The organism is Natrinema pallidum, assembly GCF_005890195.1.
GTDB lineage: Archaea > Halobacteriota > Halobacteria > Halobacteriales > Natrialbaceae > Natrinema > Natrinema pallidum.
On sequence record NZ_CP040637.1, the window covers coordinates 3,249,488 to 3,265,513 of the forward strand.

A 16,026-nucleotide genomic window follows, 5' to 3' on the forward strand; every position below is an offset into this window, starting at 1 on the left:
GGGGGCATGAACGGGGCGAACGTGCGATCGGTTGCGTACCGAGATCCGCACACACATAAGTACGTTGAATGGAAGAGCGCGTCGAGTTCGCACGGGCCGACGCGAACCGGAAACGAGGGCCACGGCTGGGCGGCCACTGGGAGTTCCTCCAAGGTTCAGTCGAGAAGACTGCGCGTTCGGTTCGGTCACCGGACGCGATCCGGTCGACCGGCGGCGACTGTGCCGCAGCGGGCGGCACGAGACGCCGGCTCGAGATCAGATGAGCTGTACGTCGTCGATTCCGAAATGCCGATCCGCAAGCTGCCGTGCGGCGTCGATCGTCCGCCCGTCCGTCCCGATCGCGATGCCGTGATCGGCCTCCGCAACCTCGACGTAGGCGACGGTGTCGTTGTTCTCGCTGACCGTGACGTTGTAGACTGCCGCGGGCGCGAGGACGTTCGCGACGAACGCCTCGGGCGTGTCCGCGTCCTCGACGAGGCGGACCTGCGCATCGACCCGTTCTTCGAACCGCGTTACGGTCCGGCCGCCGGGGCCGATCGCTTCGCCCATCCCGCCGCTGGCAACGACGATCAGGAGCCGATCACCGCCCTCGGTGACGAGACAATCTCGGCCGTCAACGCCCGTCACATCCTCGAACGCGGCGAGATACTGCCGGGCGTCGTCATCGAGGGTTACACCCATCGATCAGTCTGCCTGACCGCTGCCGGAGGTGGTCGATCCCATCCGAAGATCGACATCGCCGGTGCCGAGCTTGATCGGCTTGCCGACGATGACGTTCTCCGTAACGCCGTCAAGCTCGTCGACTTCGCCGTGGATCGCGGCATTGAGCAGGTGGTTGACCGTCACCTCGAACGCCGCGCGAGCCAGTACGGATTCTTTCGAACCCGAAATTCCGTGCCGACCGATCGACTCGATCTCGCCGCGGTTCGTCATCATGTCCGCGACGAGCATCAGGTGCCGGACGTTCACGTCGTCCAGCCCCTGCTCGGCGAGCGTGTTGTTCGTCTCCTCGATGATCGCCTCGCGGGCGGCTTCGATACCGAGATTGCGGTGAATCTCGTGGATGTTGTTACACGTCGTCCGCGAGGCGTCGACGCCCTCGATCTCGAGGACGTCGCCGAAGGCCGACCCCTCGGTGTAGAGGACGAACTCCTCGGTGCCGGTGTCGAGTTCCTCCCGACGGATGACGACCCGCGAGACCTCTTCGATCCCCTTGAACGTGATGTCCCGCAGTTCCTCGACGAGTTGGAGGAGATCACGGTAGGACGGTTCCTCGGGCCCGAATTCGATCTGGGTACCCTGCTGGACCGTCTTCACGCCGAGCGAATCCTCGATGATGCCGGCGACTTCTTCGGCCGTGATCAGTCGTTCCTGCAGCGTGTCCTTGTTGAGCGAAATCTGCACGCGCATGTCCGCGACGTTCGTCGACACGTCGCCCAGCGCGAGGATCTGCGTCGCCTCGATGTTCCAGACGACCTCGTGAGCTTTCTCCCGCTCCGTCGCGTACTCGTCCTCGAGGTAGACGGTCATCATCGGCGTGTCCGGGGTTTTCCGAGCGTCGACAAGCTCGATCAGCCGGGGCAGCCCCTGGGTCACGTCGATTTCGGCGACCCCCGCGTAGTGGAACGTGTTCATCGTCAGCTGGGTACCGGGTTCGCCGATCGACTGCGCCGAGACCGTCCCGACGGGGTCGAGGGGCTCGACGCGGGTGTCGAGATAGCGGGTCTCGACGGCCTTCGCGAGTTCGTCGGCCTCCTCGACCGTCGCGCCCTCGCGGGCCTCGATCGTCTCGTAGACCTCGTCTTTGAGCCGCCGCGGGAGGTCGGTATCCTCGACGACCGCGATCGTGTCGTCGTCGACATCGTATGCGACGTTAGTCATCGGAGGTCACCTCCGTGCCCTCGGCGAGTCGATCGTCTGCGTGTTCCGAGAGGTTAGTCGGCCGCGGTTTGGAGCCGAGGAATTCCTGACGTTCCTCCGCGGACTCGAATTCGGAGTCGAGCACGCGATCGGCGATGTGCTCGACGTCGATATCGTTGTCCTCGTCGGAGGAAACCTTGACCGGCGAGGTCCCGTCCTCGCCGAACTCGAACTGGACGATCGTGTCCGAGGTGTCCCGGACCGTCCCGTCGTACTGGGTCTCGAGTTCCGAGAGGGCGTTGATCAGCCGCCGCTGCAGGTAGCCGGACTTCGAGGTCCGGACTGCAGTGTCGACCAGGCCCTCGCGGCCGCCCATCGCGTGGAAGAAGAACTCCCGCGGGGTCAGGCCGCTAGTATAGGAGTTCTCGACGAAGCCGTGTGCCTCCGCCGAGAGATCGTTCGGTTCGTAGTGGGAGAGCGTTCGGTCCTCGTAGCCACGGTTGATCCGCTCGCCCCGAACCGCCTGCTGGCCGACCGCGCCGGCCATCTGGGTCAGGTTGAGCATCGACCCACGCGCACCGGAGTTGGCCATGACGACCGCGGGGTTGTCGTCCTGGAAGTGCTCGTCCGCGATGTTCCCCGCGTTGTCACGCGCACGCGAGAGCGTCTGCATGATCTTCATCTCGAGGGTCTCGTCGATCGTTCGGCCCGGGAGACTCTCGAGTTCGCCGCGCTCGTAGGCCTCGATGAGTTCCTCGACGCGGTCGTTGGCGTCCGCGATGGTCTCGTCGATGCGGGACTGGGCCTCCTCGGGGATGGTCTCGTCGTCGATCCCGATCGAGAACCCGAAGTGCATGATCGCCCGCATGGCAAGCGTCGAGACCTCGTTGACGAAGATCCGGGCGCGGGTGTTCCCGTACACCTTCGTGATCGTGTCGACGATCTCGCCGCCGAACTCGCCGACCTCGTCCTCGGCGATGGTTCCCTGGAGCAACTGGCCGTCCTCGATGACGACCTCGTCGCCGATTGTCCCCGTGAACTCGAGATCGAGATCGTCGGGCAGCAGTTCGGAGAAGACGTCGTACCCGGTCCAGAACGGCGTTCCCTCGTCGTCGATGCCGCTGGGTTCGGGGAGTTCGTCGATCCGGGTGGCACGGAGCAGGTCGAGCGCCTGCGTCTCGTTGAATCGGGGGTTGTCGTGTGTCAGGAGGTACATCCCGGAGATGTGGTCCTGAATGGCCCCGATGATGTTCTCGCCGAACCGCGGGGAGAGCATCTGCTCTTGAACGCGCATGAGGACGCGCGCTTCGGCGCGGGCCTCCTCGTTTTGCAGCGCGTGCATGTTCATCTCGTCGCCGTCGAAGTCGGCGTTGTACGGCGGACAGACGACGGTGTTCAGCCGGAACGTCTTGTACGGCATGACCACGACCTCGTGGGCCATGATCGACATCCGGTGGAGCGACGGTTGGCGGTTGAAGATGACGATGTCGCCGTCGATGAGGTGGCGGTTGACCTCCCACCCGGCCTCGACCTTCTCGGCGAGCTGTTCGCAGTTCTTCTCGGTCACCTTCAGCCGGCGGCCGTCCGGCCGTCGGACGTAGTTCGCACCGGGATGGCCCTCCGGGCCGTTCGAGACGAACCGCCGGGCGTCCTCGACGTTGCGTTCGGTGACGTTCATCGTCTGGGTCATCTCCTTTGCCACGCGGTCCGGAACGCCGACCTCGTTCAGCGAGAGCGTCGGGTCCGGCGAGATCACGGTCCGAGCCGAGAAGTTGACGCGCTTCCCGGACAGCGAGCCCCGGAAGCGGCCTTCCTTGCCCTTGAGGCGCTGAGACAGGGTTTTCAGGGGCCGACCGGAGCGGTGGCGCGCCGGCGGCGTGCCCGAAATCTCGTTGTCCATGAACGTCGTGACGTGGTACTGCAGGAGTTCCCAGAGGTCCTCGATGATCAGCTGGGGCGCACCGGCCTCGCGGTTCTCCATGAACCGCTGGTTGATCCGGATGATGTCGACCAGCTTGTGCGTGAGGTCGTCCTCCGAGCGCTGCCCGTTATCGAGCGTAATCGACGGGCGGGCGGTGACCGGCGGCACGGGGAGGACGGTGAGGATCATCCACTCGGGACGCGACCGGTCAGGATTGATCCCGAGTACTTCGATATCCTCGTCCGGGATGTTCTCGAACCAGTCCCGGATGTCGCTTGGCATCAGCTTGTTCGTGTCTTCCTCGGTGAGATCGATATCGAGAGCCTTCTCGATCGCCTTCCGCTGACTCTCCCGCGGACGGAACGAGCCGGACAGGATCTCGTTGACTCGAGTCAGCTCGATCTCGGTCTGCTCGGCGAGTTCGTCCGGCGTCGTCCGCTCGACGCCTTCCTCCTCGTCGCCCTGCATCGCGCCGGCGATGCGCTGGGAGTACTCGCTGGTCAGGACCTGCTGGACCTCGTAGTAGGTCGTCGGTTTCTCGTGGTCGATATCGTACTGGATTTCGCCACAGAACGGACACCGGTCCTTCTTGCGGGCCTGTCGGATCGCGGCCTTGGTCACGTCGTTGAGATCACGGCTCAGCTTTCGGGATTCGTCGAGTTGGTCCCGGAACTCGTCGCGTTCGTCCTCGGTGAGGAGGAGTTTCGAACACTCCCGGCAGGTCCCACGAAGGAGCCGCCGGATGAGTTTCGTAAAGCCGACGTGGATTACGGGCGCGGCCAGTTCGATGTGGCCGAAGTGGCCGTTACAGGAACCCGAGTGCTTGCCGCAGGTCTTGCACTCGAGGCCGGGGTCGATCACGCCCAGACGGGGGTCCATCAGTCCCATGTCGATGGGGAACCCGTCGTCGTCGTAGGTGTCGGCAGTGATGATCTTTGTCGCGCTCATCTCCCGGTATTCCTCGGGCTCCATGAGCCCGAAGGAAAGCGAACCGATGTCTTTGGGTGTCGTGTCTTGCATGGGTTAGACGGCGTCCTCCAGTTCGAGTCGCGGTGCGATACCCAGCGCCTTCATCTCGTCCAAGAGGAGCTTGAACGCGTAGCTCATCTCGATCTCGTGGATATCGGTCTCCTCGTCGCAGTTCGGACAGTAGACACGCCGTTGTTCGACGTTTTCGACCGCGCTCATCCCACAGTTCGCACAGACGTGGATGAACTCGCGGTCGGACTCGTCGAGGAGTCGTTCCTTCAGCGTCATGGCCGCCCCGTGGCCGATGAACACGTCGCGCTCCATCTCCCCGATTCGGAGGCCACCCTCGCGGGCACGTCCCTCCGTTGGCTGTCGGGTCAGCACCTGCACCGGCCCACGCGAGCGGGCGTGCAGTTTGTTCGAGACCATGTGGTAGAGTTTCTGGTAGAAGATCACGCCGACGAAAATCTCGGCCTCGATCTTCTCGCCGGAAATCCCGGAGTACATGGTCTCCTTGCCCGCCGAGTCGAAGCCGGCGTCCTCGAGCCCCTGTCGGAGTTCGTCCTCGTCCTCGCCGAGGAACGGCGTCCCGTCGACGCGGCGACCTTCCATCGACCCGAGTTTGCCCCCGATCATCTCGAGAATGTGACCGACGGTCATCCGCGAGGGCAGCGCGTGCGGGTTCAGGACGAGGTCGGGGACGACGCCCTCCTCGGTGAAGGGCATGTCCTCCTGTGGCGCGAGGTGGCCGACGACACCCTTCTGGCCGTGGCGGCTGGCGAACTTGTCCCCGAGTTCGGGGATCCGCTCGTCGCGCACCGAGACCTTCGAGAGCTTCGAACCGTCCTCGCCTTCCATGAGCGTAACGGTGTCGACGATCCCGGATTCGCCCGATCGCATGGTGACCGAGGTCTCCCGTCGCTTCTGGGGCGACAGGCCACCCATGTCGTCGGGTTCCTCGAGGAACCGCGGCGGCGACGTCTTCCCGAGCAGGACGGAGTTCTCGTCGACCGTCGTTTCGGGGTTGACGAGGCCGTCCTCGTCCAGGTGGTTGTACGCTTCCTCACCGCGGGCGCCGCGGACGTCCTGCGACGGAATCTCGAAGCGGTCCTCCTGGCCGCCCGGATACCGGCGTTCCTCGCCCTCGTAGGTCCGGAAGAAGTGTGAACGCGCGAGCGCGCGTTCGACGCTGGCCTTGTTCATGACCAGCGCGTCCTCGATGTTGAACCCCTCATAACTCATCACGGCGACGACGAAGTTCTGGGCCGCCGGCCGCTCGTCGTAGCCGATCTGTTCGGTCGTCTGGGTTTTGACCATCGAGAGCTGCGGGTAGTGCAGCAGGTGCTGGCGCGTATCCGGCCGAATGCGGTAGTTCGCGCTCGGCAGCCCCAGCGACTGCTTGATCATCCCCGCCCCCATCGTAATGCGGGGGCTGGCGTTGTGCTCGGGGTAGGGGATCATCCCCGCACCGATCGAGAAGATCAGCGACGGGTCGATCTCGAGGTGGGTGTGCTTTTCGGTCAGGTCGTCCTCTTCGACGGCGACGAGGATGTCCTCTTCCTCCTCGGCGTCGATGAACTCGATGTAACCGTGATCGACGAGGTCCTCGAACTCGAGGTCACCCTCCTGAAGCGCCTCGACTTCCTGCTGGGAGATGCGCGGTTCGCCGTCCTCGACGACCAGCAGGGGCCGTCGGGCACGGCCCGCATCGGCGTTGACGATTACTTCGCGGGTGCGCTCTTTGACCGAGACGTTGACCATCTCGCTGACGTCGCCGATGCGTCGCGCTTCGCGGATCTGTTCTGCGAGTTCGTGCGGATCGGGATGGGTCCCCACCAGCGATCCGTTGACGTAGACTTTCGCCTCTCGTTGTTGGCTGCTCATGATTTAGTCGTCCCCTGACGCTGCCGTTCGTTCGATCCCTTCGAGGCCGGGAATGCCCTCGACCCCCATGGATGCCAGTTCGCGTTTGAGTTCCTGTTCGTCCTCGACGTTCTGGGAGAGCTCCATCGACTGGGCGAAGTTCTTCACCAGCCCACAGTTCGGCCCCTCCGGCGTCTCGGAGGGCCCGATGCGACCCCACTGGGTCGCGTGCAGGTCCCGCGCTTCGAAGTGCGGCTGCGAGCGCGAAAGCGGACTGCGGAGCCGGCGCAGGTGTGAGAGGACGCCCATGAAGTCAGTGCGGTCGACCAGCTGACTCACGCCGGAGCGGCCACCGACCCAGTTACCCGTCGCGATCGGGTGCTCGAGTCGCTCGGTCAGGACGTCGGATCGGACGACCGTGTTCACCGAGAGCTGTCGGTTGCGCATGTTCGCGCGCTCGAGTTGGTACTTGACGTCCCGGGCCAGCTTGTTCAGCGCGGTCCGGAACAGGTCTTTCATCAGGTCGCCGCTGACCTTCAGTCGCTTGTTCGCGTAGTGGTCCTTGTCGTCGGACTCGCGCCGGCCGAGCGCGAGTTCGAAACAGGCCTCGGCCATCCGACAGAGGTAGTGGGCCTTGTTGATGCGAACGTCTTCCTCCTCGACGCCGTCCTCGTGGAGGTGCGGCAGGAGGTAGCGGTCGATGACGTAATTTGCCCGCTTGAGTTGGTAGTTCTTCCCCTGTCCGGAGGCGACGCGTTTGCCCAGTTCCTCGATGGCTTCCTCCTCGGTCTGGACCTCCGCTTCCTCTAAGTTCTCCAGCATGTACTTGACGACCTCGGGGTCGTTCGAGACCTTGTGGACGATCTCCTCGTCCGACTCGAGGCCCAGCGCACGCACGAGCGTCACGAAGTTGATCGAGCCCGATACCGAGGGGAACGATACCTCGAGCAGTCCTTCGCGGTTCCGTTCGCACAACACGAGGGCGCGGTAGCCACGGCGCTGCGAGAACGTCTTGGCGACCTGAATCTCGTCGCCGTACTTGCTGTCGTATTCGGCGAGAATCTTGTTCGGTGCGAGGTCCTCGCTGGTCATCAGCACCCGCTCGGAGCCGTTGACGATGAAGTAGCCGCCCGGGTCCGCGGGGTCCTCGCCGATCTCGATCAGTTCCTCGTCGGAGAAGCCGGCGATGTTACACTTGTCGGAACCGACCATGATCGGCATCCGGCCGATCTTCGTCTCGGTCGAGTCGACGACACGTTCGTCGCCTTCCTCACCCTTGACGATCGACATCTCCATGAAAACCGGCGCCGAGTACGTGATGTTCCGAAGACGTGCCTCCTGTGGATAGAGGAGTTCTTCGGAACCGTCCGCCTCGCGGACGCGCGGCGTAACGACGCGGACGTCGCCCAGTTTGACGTGGACCGGTTCCTCGCCTTCCTTGTCGCCGATGTCCGTATCGATCGTCGCCTTCTCGTCGACGACCTCCTGCATCCCCCGGTTGAGGAAGGCGTTGAACGAGCGGTAGTGGTGTTCGGCGATCCGTTCCTTCGAGAAATATTCGCGCGAAATCTCTCGTCGTTTGTCGCGGTTGAGTTCCATTGCCATTTATTCTACCACGAGTCGGTATACGATCGACTGATCGGTCGTCCGCGAGTCGCGAACGATCTTGATAACGTCACCGATCTCTGCCTCGTCCGGCAGGGCGGGATCGTTGCGCTTGATCTTCGGTAAATCTGTACGGTCGATGTTGTATTCCTCGAGCACGTCCTCGAGGGCCTCTTCCTCGAGAACGGTGTGCTCCGGAACGAGTTCGTGTTGGCTTACGTCTACCATGTATTGGGTTGGGTGTGCGTGTCGGCTATTGGGAGAGAAGCGGCTGTCACGAGATACTACAGGCAAGTAGCGGCGGGAGGCATTTAACCGTTACTAACTCGACGCACAAGCAGGGCTACCCGGCCGGTCGACCGAACCGGAGCCGTCGATCACACTCGAGAGTACCCGGTTATCAGTTATATTCCTTGTGGGTCATGCGGTGTGATATCACGATCCAGAGCACACTCCGGACTCGAGAGCGGAATCGTGGCGCGACTGACCGTACCACACGGCGTTTGATTGAAAAGCCTTAATGCCGTGACCGGGAAAGGAGGAGTTGCAGGTGGCCCGGGTGGTGTAGTGGCCCATCATACAACCCTGTCACGGTTGTGACGCGGGTTCAAATCCCGCCTCGGGCGCTTCTTCCGCGACCAACTTCGACAAGTACCGCGTAGCGCGTTCTCCGTGAGCGGACACACTGAGGGATTCGAACCAGGGAGTGAAGCGAACGTAGTGAGCGACACGACCGTGGTTCGAATCCCGCCTCAAGCACTTCTTCCGCGACCAATTACGGCGAGTACCGCATCATATGTCCTCGACCGATCGACTCATCGTTCACCTCGAGTGCGTTTTGGTCACGTTCTAGATAGAAGCGACGTATCGAGAGAGTGCCCGCCGTTAGCACGGCGGTCGTTTTACGAACAGTGGTTCTGTCATCGGAGTGTACAAACGACTGGAGAGCAAAACCCTTAATACCATCAGCGGGAAAGGAGGAGTTGCAGGTGGCCCGGGTGGTGTAGTGGCCCATCATACAACCCTGTCACGGTTGTGACGCGGGTTCAAATCCCGCCTCGGGCGCTTCTTTCGCGACCAACTCCGACGAGCACTGCGTCACGTGTCCCCGTCACCAGTGTAGCACCCCCGAACCGGGGTCGAGTCTCGTGGCTCGTCACCGCACACACGATCGTCCGACGGTCGTGCGATCAGTCTGTAACTCGTATTTGGCTATTATGGTCGGTCGTTCGACATGGAGCAGTGTGAATGCTAATCGTTTAGTATCTCGTTACGTATCCCTCGGAGAACGGGATTTTCTGGGGCGGAACAAATGACTGGTCAAATTACTGTACTCATCGTCGATACCGACCCTCGAGTTGCCGACCTCGCCGGGGAAATGCTCGAGCGCGAGCGCGACTCGATCGTCACTGAAGCGGCGACGAACGGCGCGGACGCGCTCGAGTCACTCGAGCGCTACAGCGTCGACTGTATCGTCAGCGACTACGAGCTGCCGGCGATGACCGGGCTCGAGTTATTAGAGCGCGTCCGCGAGGACGATCCCGCCCTCCCGTTTATTCTCTTTACCGGGCGGGAACCGGAGGAGATCGCCAGTGAGGCGATCGCTGCGGGCGTAACACAGTATCTCCAGAAGGAGTCGGGCAAGAAGCAGTACGCGCTGTTAGCGAATCAGATCACGAACGCCGTCGACCAGTACCGCACGCGAACGGAGCTTCGGGAGAGCGAACGACGCTACGAGCGGACGCTGACGACGTTACACGAGACGACGCGGGACCTGATGCGGGCCGAAACGAAAGACGACATCTACCGGTCGGCCGTCGAAACGGCACGCGAAATTCTCGACATCGCGGTCGCCGTGGCCTACTCGTTCGAGCCGACGGCCGGCGTTCTCGAGCACGTGGCGTCGGCGCGGAAGTCGCCCGAGTTGGGCGAGCCCGCGCCGACGATCGAGCGAGGCGACGGGCTGGTCTGGGACGTCTTTTCGGAGGGTGAAAGTACCTACTACGAGGACGTGACACGCGAGGGGAGCGTCGAACCGGGGGAGGCGGTGAGCCGAAGCGAACTGATCGTTCCGCTCGGCACCCACGGTGTCCTGGTCGCGGGCTGTGAGGACATCGACGGGTTCGACGAGACGATGATGGAACTGCTTCACATTCTGGCGGCCAACACCGAGGCCGCGCTGGATCGGGCCGAGCGCGAGCAGTTGCTGCGGGACCACGATCGAACGCTGACTCGGCAAAACGAAGAGCTGACACGGCTCAACCACACGAACGAGATCGTCCGCGAGATCAACCACGGCATTGCGCAGGCGTCGACGCGTGCCGCGATCGAGGAACGGGTGTGCGATCGCCTCGCCGAAACGGACCGCTACCGGTTCGCCTGGATCGCCGCGAGCGACGACGAGCCGCCCACGCCGACAACGTGGGCCGGAATCGATGCGACCTACATCGACCGGATTCGCGACGACGGCGAGCGAGCACCCGAACTCGCGCTCGTCCGCGACACCCTCGAGGCCGGGCAGGAACGACTGGTACACGACGTGCTCGATGACGAGACGTGGCAATCGCGACGCAAGGAGGCGCTGACGTACGGCTATCAGACGGTCCTCGGCGTGCCACTGATCGCCGACGAGCGCCGCTACGGCGTGCTCGTGGTCCACGTCTCGGGGGCCGATTCGGTCGGCCAGCGCGAGCGGGCGGTACTGGCCGAACTCGGGGAAACGATCGGACACGCGATCCAATCGGTCGAGCGAACGCGGGCGATGGTGACCGACAGCCGACTCGAACTCGAACTCGACGTGGCTGATTCGCGGTTGCTGCTCAATCGGCTGTCGTCACACGTCGACGCGGCAACCCCGATAACGCTCGAGGGCGTCGTCGACCGCGGCGAGGACGGGGTCGTCCTGTTCGTCAGCGCGCCGGCGACGGCGTCGCTCACCGGGCTCGAGGACGACTGGGCGTCGATCGAGACGTTTTCGGTCGTGTCCGAAGGCGAGGAAACGACGCTGTACGAACTGACGGTCGCGTCGACGCCGTTTCTCGACGTCCTGCGGACGTACGACGTACAGGTACGGACGGCGACGGCCGAGCGTCGGGGCTCGACGCTCGTACTCGAGGTACCACGGAGCGTCGAAACGCGGTCAGTGGTCGAGGCGATCGGCGACGCGTATCCCGAAACGGAGCTGCGGGCCAAACGGGAGACGACGCACACGCGGTCGGCGCGACGGCTCGATACCGACCTCGCGGAGCGGCTCACGGACAAGCAGTTCGAAGCGTTGCAGGCGGCTCACTACAGTGGCTTCTTCGAGTGGCCCCGCGGGAGTACGGGAGAGGATCTCGCGGACGCCCTCGGCGTCTCGTCGCCGACGTACCACTATCACTTGCGGGCGGCCGAACGGAAACTCGTCGCGTTGGCGTTCGACGGCGCGTCCACGTCGTGAGACCGACCATGGCCCCCATAGTCACGTGGACTGAGGCCCACCCGTTTCTCGACATCACGGAGACGTTCGGTCGTCCATCGATTCCCGAGGTACACGGTCTGCTCAGCCTGTAGAAGACGGCCGGAACCCGAGTACTGGATTCGGCGGCTCGCCCCGGTACTAATTAATTAGTCGTCGTCCGTTCGTACCCACTTACTACCTAGAAGCCATATTTAACCCCCTCCAGCGTGTACCCGTAACTGGCGATCTGAGACAGACTGTCGCCACCCCCCACCCTTTCCCCACCCTTTCGACGTCCCACTCCCCGCGAGGCACGGCCTCGTGTCTCGAGCGGGACGACTCACACCCACCGGACAGTCGAGAAGCTACTGCGAACGCGGCCGTCGAGACGGCTGCTCGACCGTCTCCTCCCATTCGATCCAGTCGTGTTCCCAGCCGCGACGGGATTCGGCGCGTCGCTGTGCCCGTTCGCGGTCCTCACGGGCCGTTCGGTCGCGCTCGACGGCCCCCGACTGTTCGCCCTCGACTAGCAACGGAGCGAACGAAACGGGTCCGAGTCGATCGATGTCGCCGTCGGCCGAGACGGCTTCGAGTCGCTGTTGGCGGGTCCCGCGCGGGAAGACCAGTCGGCCCGCATCGGTTCGCTGATCGAGTAGCGCACGCGGCGGATCGACGGCCGCGGCCTCGAGCAGGATGCGGTCGAAGGGCGCGTACTCGGGGAGACCGTTCGCCCCATCCCGGCAGTCGACGAGGACGCCGTCGTAGCCCGCGTCGGCGAGGTTGGCCCGCGCTTCGGCGACCAGCGGCCGGGAGATGTCGACGGCGTGGACGTTCGTCTCGCCGACGAGTTCGGCCGCGACGGCCGCCGTGTACCCAACGCCGGCACCGACGATCAACACGGTCTCGTCGCCCTCGAGCGCCAGTGCCTGGAGCAAGCGAGCGACAGTACTCGGCGCGAGAACGCGAGTTCCGAGGACCTCGTGTTCGCGGTCGGCGTAGGCCGTTCGCTCGTCGTCGACGAACGCGTGCCGCGGGACTTCACGCATCGCGACGGCAACGTCCTCGTCGGCGAGAACGTCCCTGGGCGGGGACTCGAGGCCGTCGACCATATCCGCTCGCAGTACCGCGGGTTCCATACGCCAGCTATCGGGGCGGGCGTAATCAATGGCCCGCTTGCGCGGTCCGCCCGTCTACCCGCGCATCCGAACGAACTGAACGCTGCCGCGGTCGGTCCGGTCGAGCGAGCCGTCCGGTCGTTTGGTCGCGTCGACGAGCGTCTGGCGGCCGACACCGATCGGCCCGAGCAACTGCCCGCCGGCACGGACCTGCTCGACGATCGGTTCGGGAACCGAAGCTACGGCGCAGGTGAAGTACGCCGCGTCGTAGGGCGCGTGCTCGGGCCATCCCTTCCGGCCATCACCGACGCGCACCGAGACATCGTCGTAGCCGAGCGCCGCGAGTCGGTCGCGCGCCTGCTCGGCCAGTTCGTCGCTGTATTCGACGGTGTAGACGTGCGCATCGCCGACCAGTTCGGCTGTGACGGCGGCGTGATAGCCACACCCGGTGCCGATCTCGAGGACGTCGTCGCCGGGGGCGACCGCGAGCAGATCGGCCATGATCGCAACCATGTGCGGCGCGCTGATCGTCTGGCCGTCGCCGATCGGCAGCGGCCGGTCGGCGTAGGCCCTGTCCCGACGATCGGGCGGGACGAACTCGTGGCGCGGGACCGATGCCAGGGCCTCGAGAACCCGATCATCGTCGACGCGCGGCGCGACCGTCTCGACCATCCGCCGGCGCAGCGCCTCGTAGCTGTCGGACATGGCTCGGGGGCGACTACGCGCTCGAGAACGGTAGGGTTCCGGGTGGCGCGTCCCGGGTCTCGGGGACGGTGCGGGTCGAATGCAGGAACGGATTACCAGGCCGACCAGGCGCTGCTCTGCTCGTCGTAGGCGTAGACGCGCTTGATGTCTTTCGCCAGGGCGGTGTCGCCCTCCATCTCGAACCGGTCGCGCCGGTAGCCATCGGCGTCGCTGCGGACGACGAAGGCGTCGATCTCGAACTCGTCGTCGCCGAAGGACTCGACCGCGCCGACCTCGAACTCGTAGTCGCCGGGGACGTGGACCGTGATGCTCCGGCTGTCGTCCCGCGAGCCGTCCTGCGGGTGGACGGTGACGTTGACGCCGACGTTGTCGACCTCGCGGGTCCAGACGGTCTCGACCTGCTCCGCGGTGGCCTCCTCGACACGCTTCTGGCCGTCGAGTTCGACGCTGGTCACGCGGACCGTCGAGAGCACTTCCTCGGTCTCGAGGATGAACTCGTCGCCGACTTCGATGGTCTCGTCTTCGGCCGTGGTGACGTTCGCCGTGAAGGATTCGCCGCCCTGGGAGACGACCACGTCGAGGGTGACTTCGGGCGTGCGCTCGGGTCGCACCTTGTGGACGTGACTACACTCGCTACACCGAACGGTGAGGGTTCCGCCGCCGTCCGTCAGTACTTCGTGGACCGTCTCGAGGTCCGGCGAGCACGACGGACAGGCCGTCGGAACGCGCTCCGGGAGATCGCTCATAATCCACTGTAACGGCTACGTACCTAAAAGCCGATTGAACCGGTCGTCGTCCCCCGCCGGCTAGTTCCCCTGGATCGCGTCGATGACCATCGCCGCGGCGATGATGGGTTCTTTCGGGACGGTACTGGCGTCGTCGATGACGATCTCGTAGCGGTCGCGCAGCGAGAACTGTCCCTCGATGGAGCCGACGTGACTGCCCGTCTGGTCCGTAATCTCGTACTTATGGGGGATCCAGCCGCCGAACGGAACGACGTTCCGGGCCACCGTCACCATCGCGCCGCGGGAGTTGATCTCGGCCAACTTCGCTTCGGTGGTCGCGTCGCGGATTTTCCACGTGTCCTGAAGCAGCGAGTAGTCGTTGTCCAGGATCACGATGTCCTCGCCGGTCTGTGCATCCGAGAGCACGTAGTCGTTCGCGATGTCGATGATCCCGCCGGCCTTCACGGTGAATACCTCGTTGCCGTCGGCGTCGACGAAGGGGAACTTCTCTTTCACCTTCAACAGCTTCTGTTTTCCCCGTAAAACGACGTTCCCGTCGACATCGAGTGCCTTGTACTTGTTCCGAACGAACCCCTGTTCGACCGTATAGCGGTCGTCAGTGAGCTCGATCCCCTGAATGTCGTATCCCCGAGTACCGCTCATCGGTCCGAACTCACGGTAGTAACACTTCAAACCACTAGGTTATCACACAACAACGACCGATGCCGTTCCGCCAGCAACCCACGCAACGGCTCGAGAGCCCGGACCGACCGGGGCCGACATCAGGCGTCGTCCGCCGTCGGCAGTTCGATAGGGGTCCCGTCGGCGACGACCGTCGGCTCGCGAAGGATGCCGTCGAGGTGGATCGGCGCTTCCGTCTCGCCCCCGATGCCCGCGTTGTCGCCGATGGCGATGTGGACGGTCCCCCCTGCCTTCTCGTCGAGGAGAACCGAGCCGACGAGATCGGTGACGGCGACGTTCGTGCCGATGCCGAGTTCCGCGAGGTTGTACGCGGCGTCGCCCACGTCTTCGGCCGCGTCCTCGACCGTCGCTCGAATCTCGTCGTCAGAAATGGTCGTGACGAGGCCGTCCTCGACCTCGAAGGTGAGCTGCTGGTCGGACTCGAGCAGCCCGTGCGGGCGCATCGTCCCGTCGACGACGAAGGTGCCGTCGGCGGTCTCGGGACTGATGAAGACCTCCCCCGCAGGAAGGTTCGACATCTCGCCGGGGTCGTGAACGATGCCGGTGTCCGAGAGCCATTCCCGCTCGCCGATACCGAACGTGATGTCGGTCCCGGCGTCAGTCGTCACGCGGATCTCGTCGGCTCCGTCGACTTGCTCGCGGACCGCCGCGCAGTGGGCCGCGATCGACTCGTAATCCGCTGCCAGCCCGGTCGTGAAGACGTCCTCGGTGATCCCCGGAAGCGTCGCGACCCGCGCGCCGGCCTCGTTGGCCTCGGTTCGGGCGCGCGTGTGACTCAGGCTCTTGGTCGTCGGCGCGAGCACCACGTCAGCCCCGGCCATCGCCGCCGCCACCGGTGCCGGCGGTTCGCTGCCGTGAGTCTCGCCCGGCGGATATCGAACGATCACGGCATCGTCGGTGATCTCGCTCGCTACGTCGTAGATCGCCGTCCCGATCGGTTCGCGTTTGTCGTCGGTGACGACTGCACACGACTCTCCCGACTCGAGGCCCAGACACTGGCGGACCGCCGTCTCCGCCGCGGCTCGAAGTGGTGCCATACCGTAACGTCGGGCAAGCGGGCCGATATGTCTTCCCTTCGACCGCGCCCGCAAGCGTTCCGAACTGGAACGCGGGGCCACCATC

Annotated in this window: 13 protein-coding genes and 2 tRNA genes; 4 read left to right on the plus strand and 11 right to left on the minus strand. The window is 64.3% G+C overall.

The features are described 5' to 3' along the window. Positions 1-68: 68 nt before the first annotated feature. Entirely contained in the window at positions 69-263 is a 195-nt protein-coding gene (locus FGF80_RS16175) for a hypothetical protein (protein WP_006184000.1), read from the plus strand. On the opposite strand, the gene FGF80_RS16180 is transcribed toward FGF80_RS16175, so the two are convergent. Genes FGF80_RS16180 through FGF80_RS16205 form a run of 6 tightly spaced genes read right to left on the minus strand, consistent with a single transcriptional unit; the run spans position 256 to position 8,446 of the window. Beyond that, positions 256-681 carry a NusA-like transcription termination signal-binding factor gene (locus tag FGF80_RS16180; protein WP_006184001.1) on the minus strand — a complete coding sequence of 142 codons (426 nt, stop codon included), beginning with the start codon at positions 679-681 and terminating at the stop codon, positions 256-258. The genes FGF80_RS16175 and FGF80_RS16180 overlap by 8 nt on opposite strands. 3 nt (positions 682-684) lie before the next feature. Beyond that, the gene (gene rpoA2, locus FGF80_RS16185; protein ID WP_006184002.1) at positions 685-1,881 is read right to left on the minus strand and encodes a DNA-directed RNA polymerase subunit A''; all 1,197 of its coding nucleotides are present in this window, start codon (positions 1,879-1,881) and stop codon (positions 685-687) included. After that, a complete protein-coding gene (locus FGF80_RS16190) occupies positions 1,874-4,801 on the minus strand; it encodes a DNA-directed RNA polymerase subunit A' (protein ID WP_138655155.1) in 2,928 nt (975 codons plus the stop codon). The genes rpoA2 and FGF80_RS16190 overlap by 8 nt, the downstream gene beginning before the upstream one ends. Before the next feature lie 3 nt (positions 4,802-4,804). Then, positions 4,805-6,634, minus strand: a complete 1,830-nt coding sequence (gene rpoB / locus FGF80_RS16195) for a DNA-directed RNA polymerase subunit B (RefSeq protein WP_006184004.1) — start codon at positions 6,632-6,634, stop codon at positions 4,805-4,807. 3 nt (positions 6,635-6,637) lie between these two features. Beyond that, complete coding sequence (locus FGF80_RS16200) at positions 6,638-8,218, minus strand: DNA-directed RNA polymerase subunit B'' (RefSeq protein WP_006184005.1); 1,581 nt, start codon at positions 8,216-8,218, stop codon at positions 6,638-6,640. Next, positions 8,219-8,446 (minus strand): DNA-directed RNA polymerase subunit H, encoded by a 228-nt coding sequence (locus FGF80_RS16205; protein WP_006184006.1) that lies wholly within the window; start codon positions 8,444-8,446, stop codon positions 8,219-8,221. A gap of 325 nt (positions 8,447-8,771) precedes the next feature. Between FGF80_RS16205 and FGF80_RS16210 the strand changes: the two genes are divergently transcribed. From FGF80_RS16210 to FGF80_RS16220, 3 genes are all read left to right on the plus strand, one after another. Continuing rightward, a tRNA-Asp gene (locus FGF80_RS16210) sits at positions 8,772-8,844 on the plus strand. 366 nt (positions 8,845-9,210) lie between these two features. Next, positions 9,211-9,283: transfer RNA gene (locus FGF80_RS16215), tRNA-Asp, on the plus strand. A 247-nt stretch (positions 9,284-9,530) separates the two neighbouring features. After that, positions 9,531-11,657 (plus strand): bacterio-opsin activator domain-containing protein, encoded by a 2,127-nt coding sequence (locus FGF80_RS16220; protein ID WP_138655157.1) that lies wholly within the window; start codon positions 9,531-9,533, stop codon positions 11,655-11,657. Between the two features lie 365 nt (positions 11,658-12,022). On the opposite strand, the gene FGF80_RS16225 is transcribed toward FGF80_RS16220, so the two are convergent. The 5 genes from FGF80_RS16225 to FGF80_RS16245 form a co-directional block, all read right to left on the minus strand. Beyond that, entirely contained in the window at positions 12,023-12,793 is a 771-nt protein-coding gene (locus tag FGF80_RS16225) for a protein-L-isoaspartate O-methyltransferase family protein (RefSeq protein WP_006184008.1), read from the minus strand. A 54-nt stretch (positions 12,794-12,847) separates the two neighbouring features. Then, the gene (locus FGF80_RS16230) at positions 12,848-13,477 is read right to left on the minus strand and encodes a protein-L-isoaspartate(D-aspartate) O-methyltransferase (RefSeq protein WP_138655159.1); all 630 of its coding nucleotides are present in this window, start codon (positions 13,475-13,477) and stop codon (positions 12,848-12,850) included. Positions 13,478-13,569: 92 nt separating this feature from the next. Continuing rightward, complete coding sequence (locus FGF80_RS16235; RefSeq protein WP_006184010.1) at positions 13,570-14,223, minus strand: HVO_0476 family zinc finger protein; 654 nt, start codon at positions 14,221-14,223, stop codon at positions 13,570-13,572. A gap of 60 nt (positions 14,224-14,283) precedes the next feature. Next, positions 14,284-14,865, minus strand: coding sequence for an LURP-one-related/scramblase family protein (locus tag FGF80_RS16240; protein ID WP_006184011.1), 582 nt, complete (start codon positions 14,863-14,865; stop codon positions 14,284-14,286). A 119-nt stretch (positions 14,866-14,984) separates the two neighbouring features. Further along, positions 14,985-15,941 (minus strand): aminopeptidase, encoded by a 957-nt coding sequence (locus FGF80_RS16245; RefSeq protein WP_138655161.1) that lies wholly within the window; start codon positions 15,939-15,941, stop codon positions 14,985-14,987. Between the last annotated feature and the right edge of the window lie 85 nt (positions 15,942-16,026).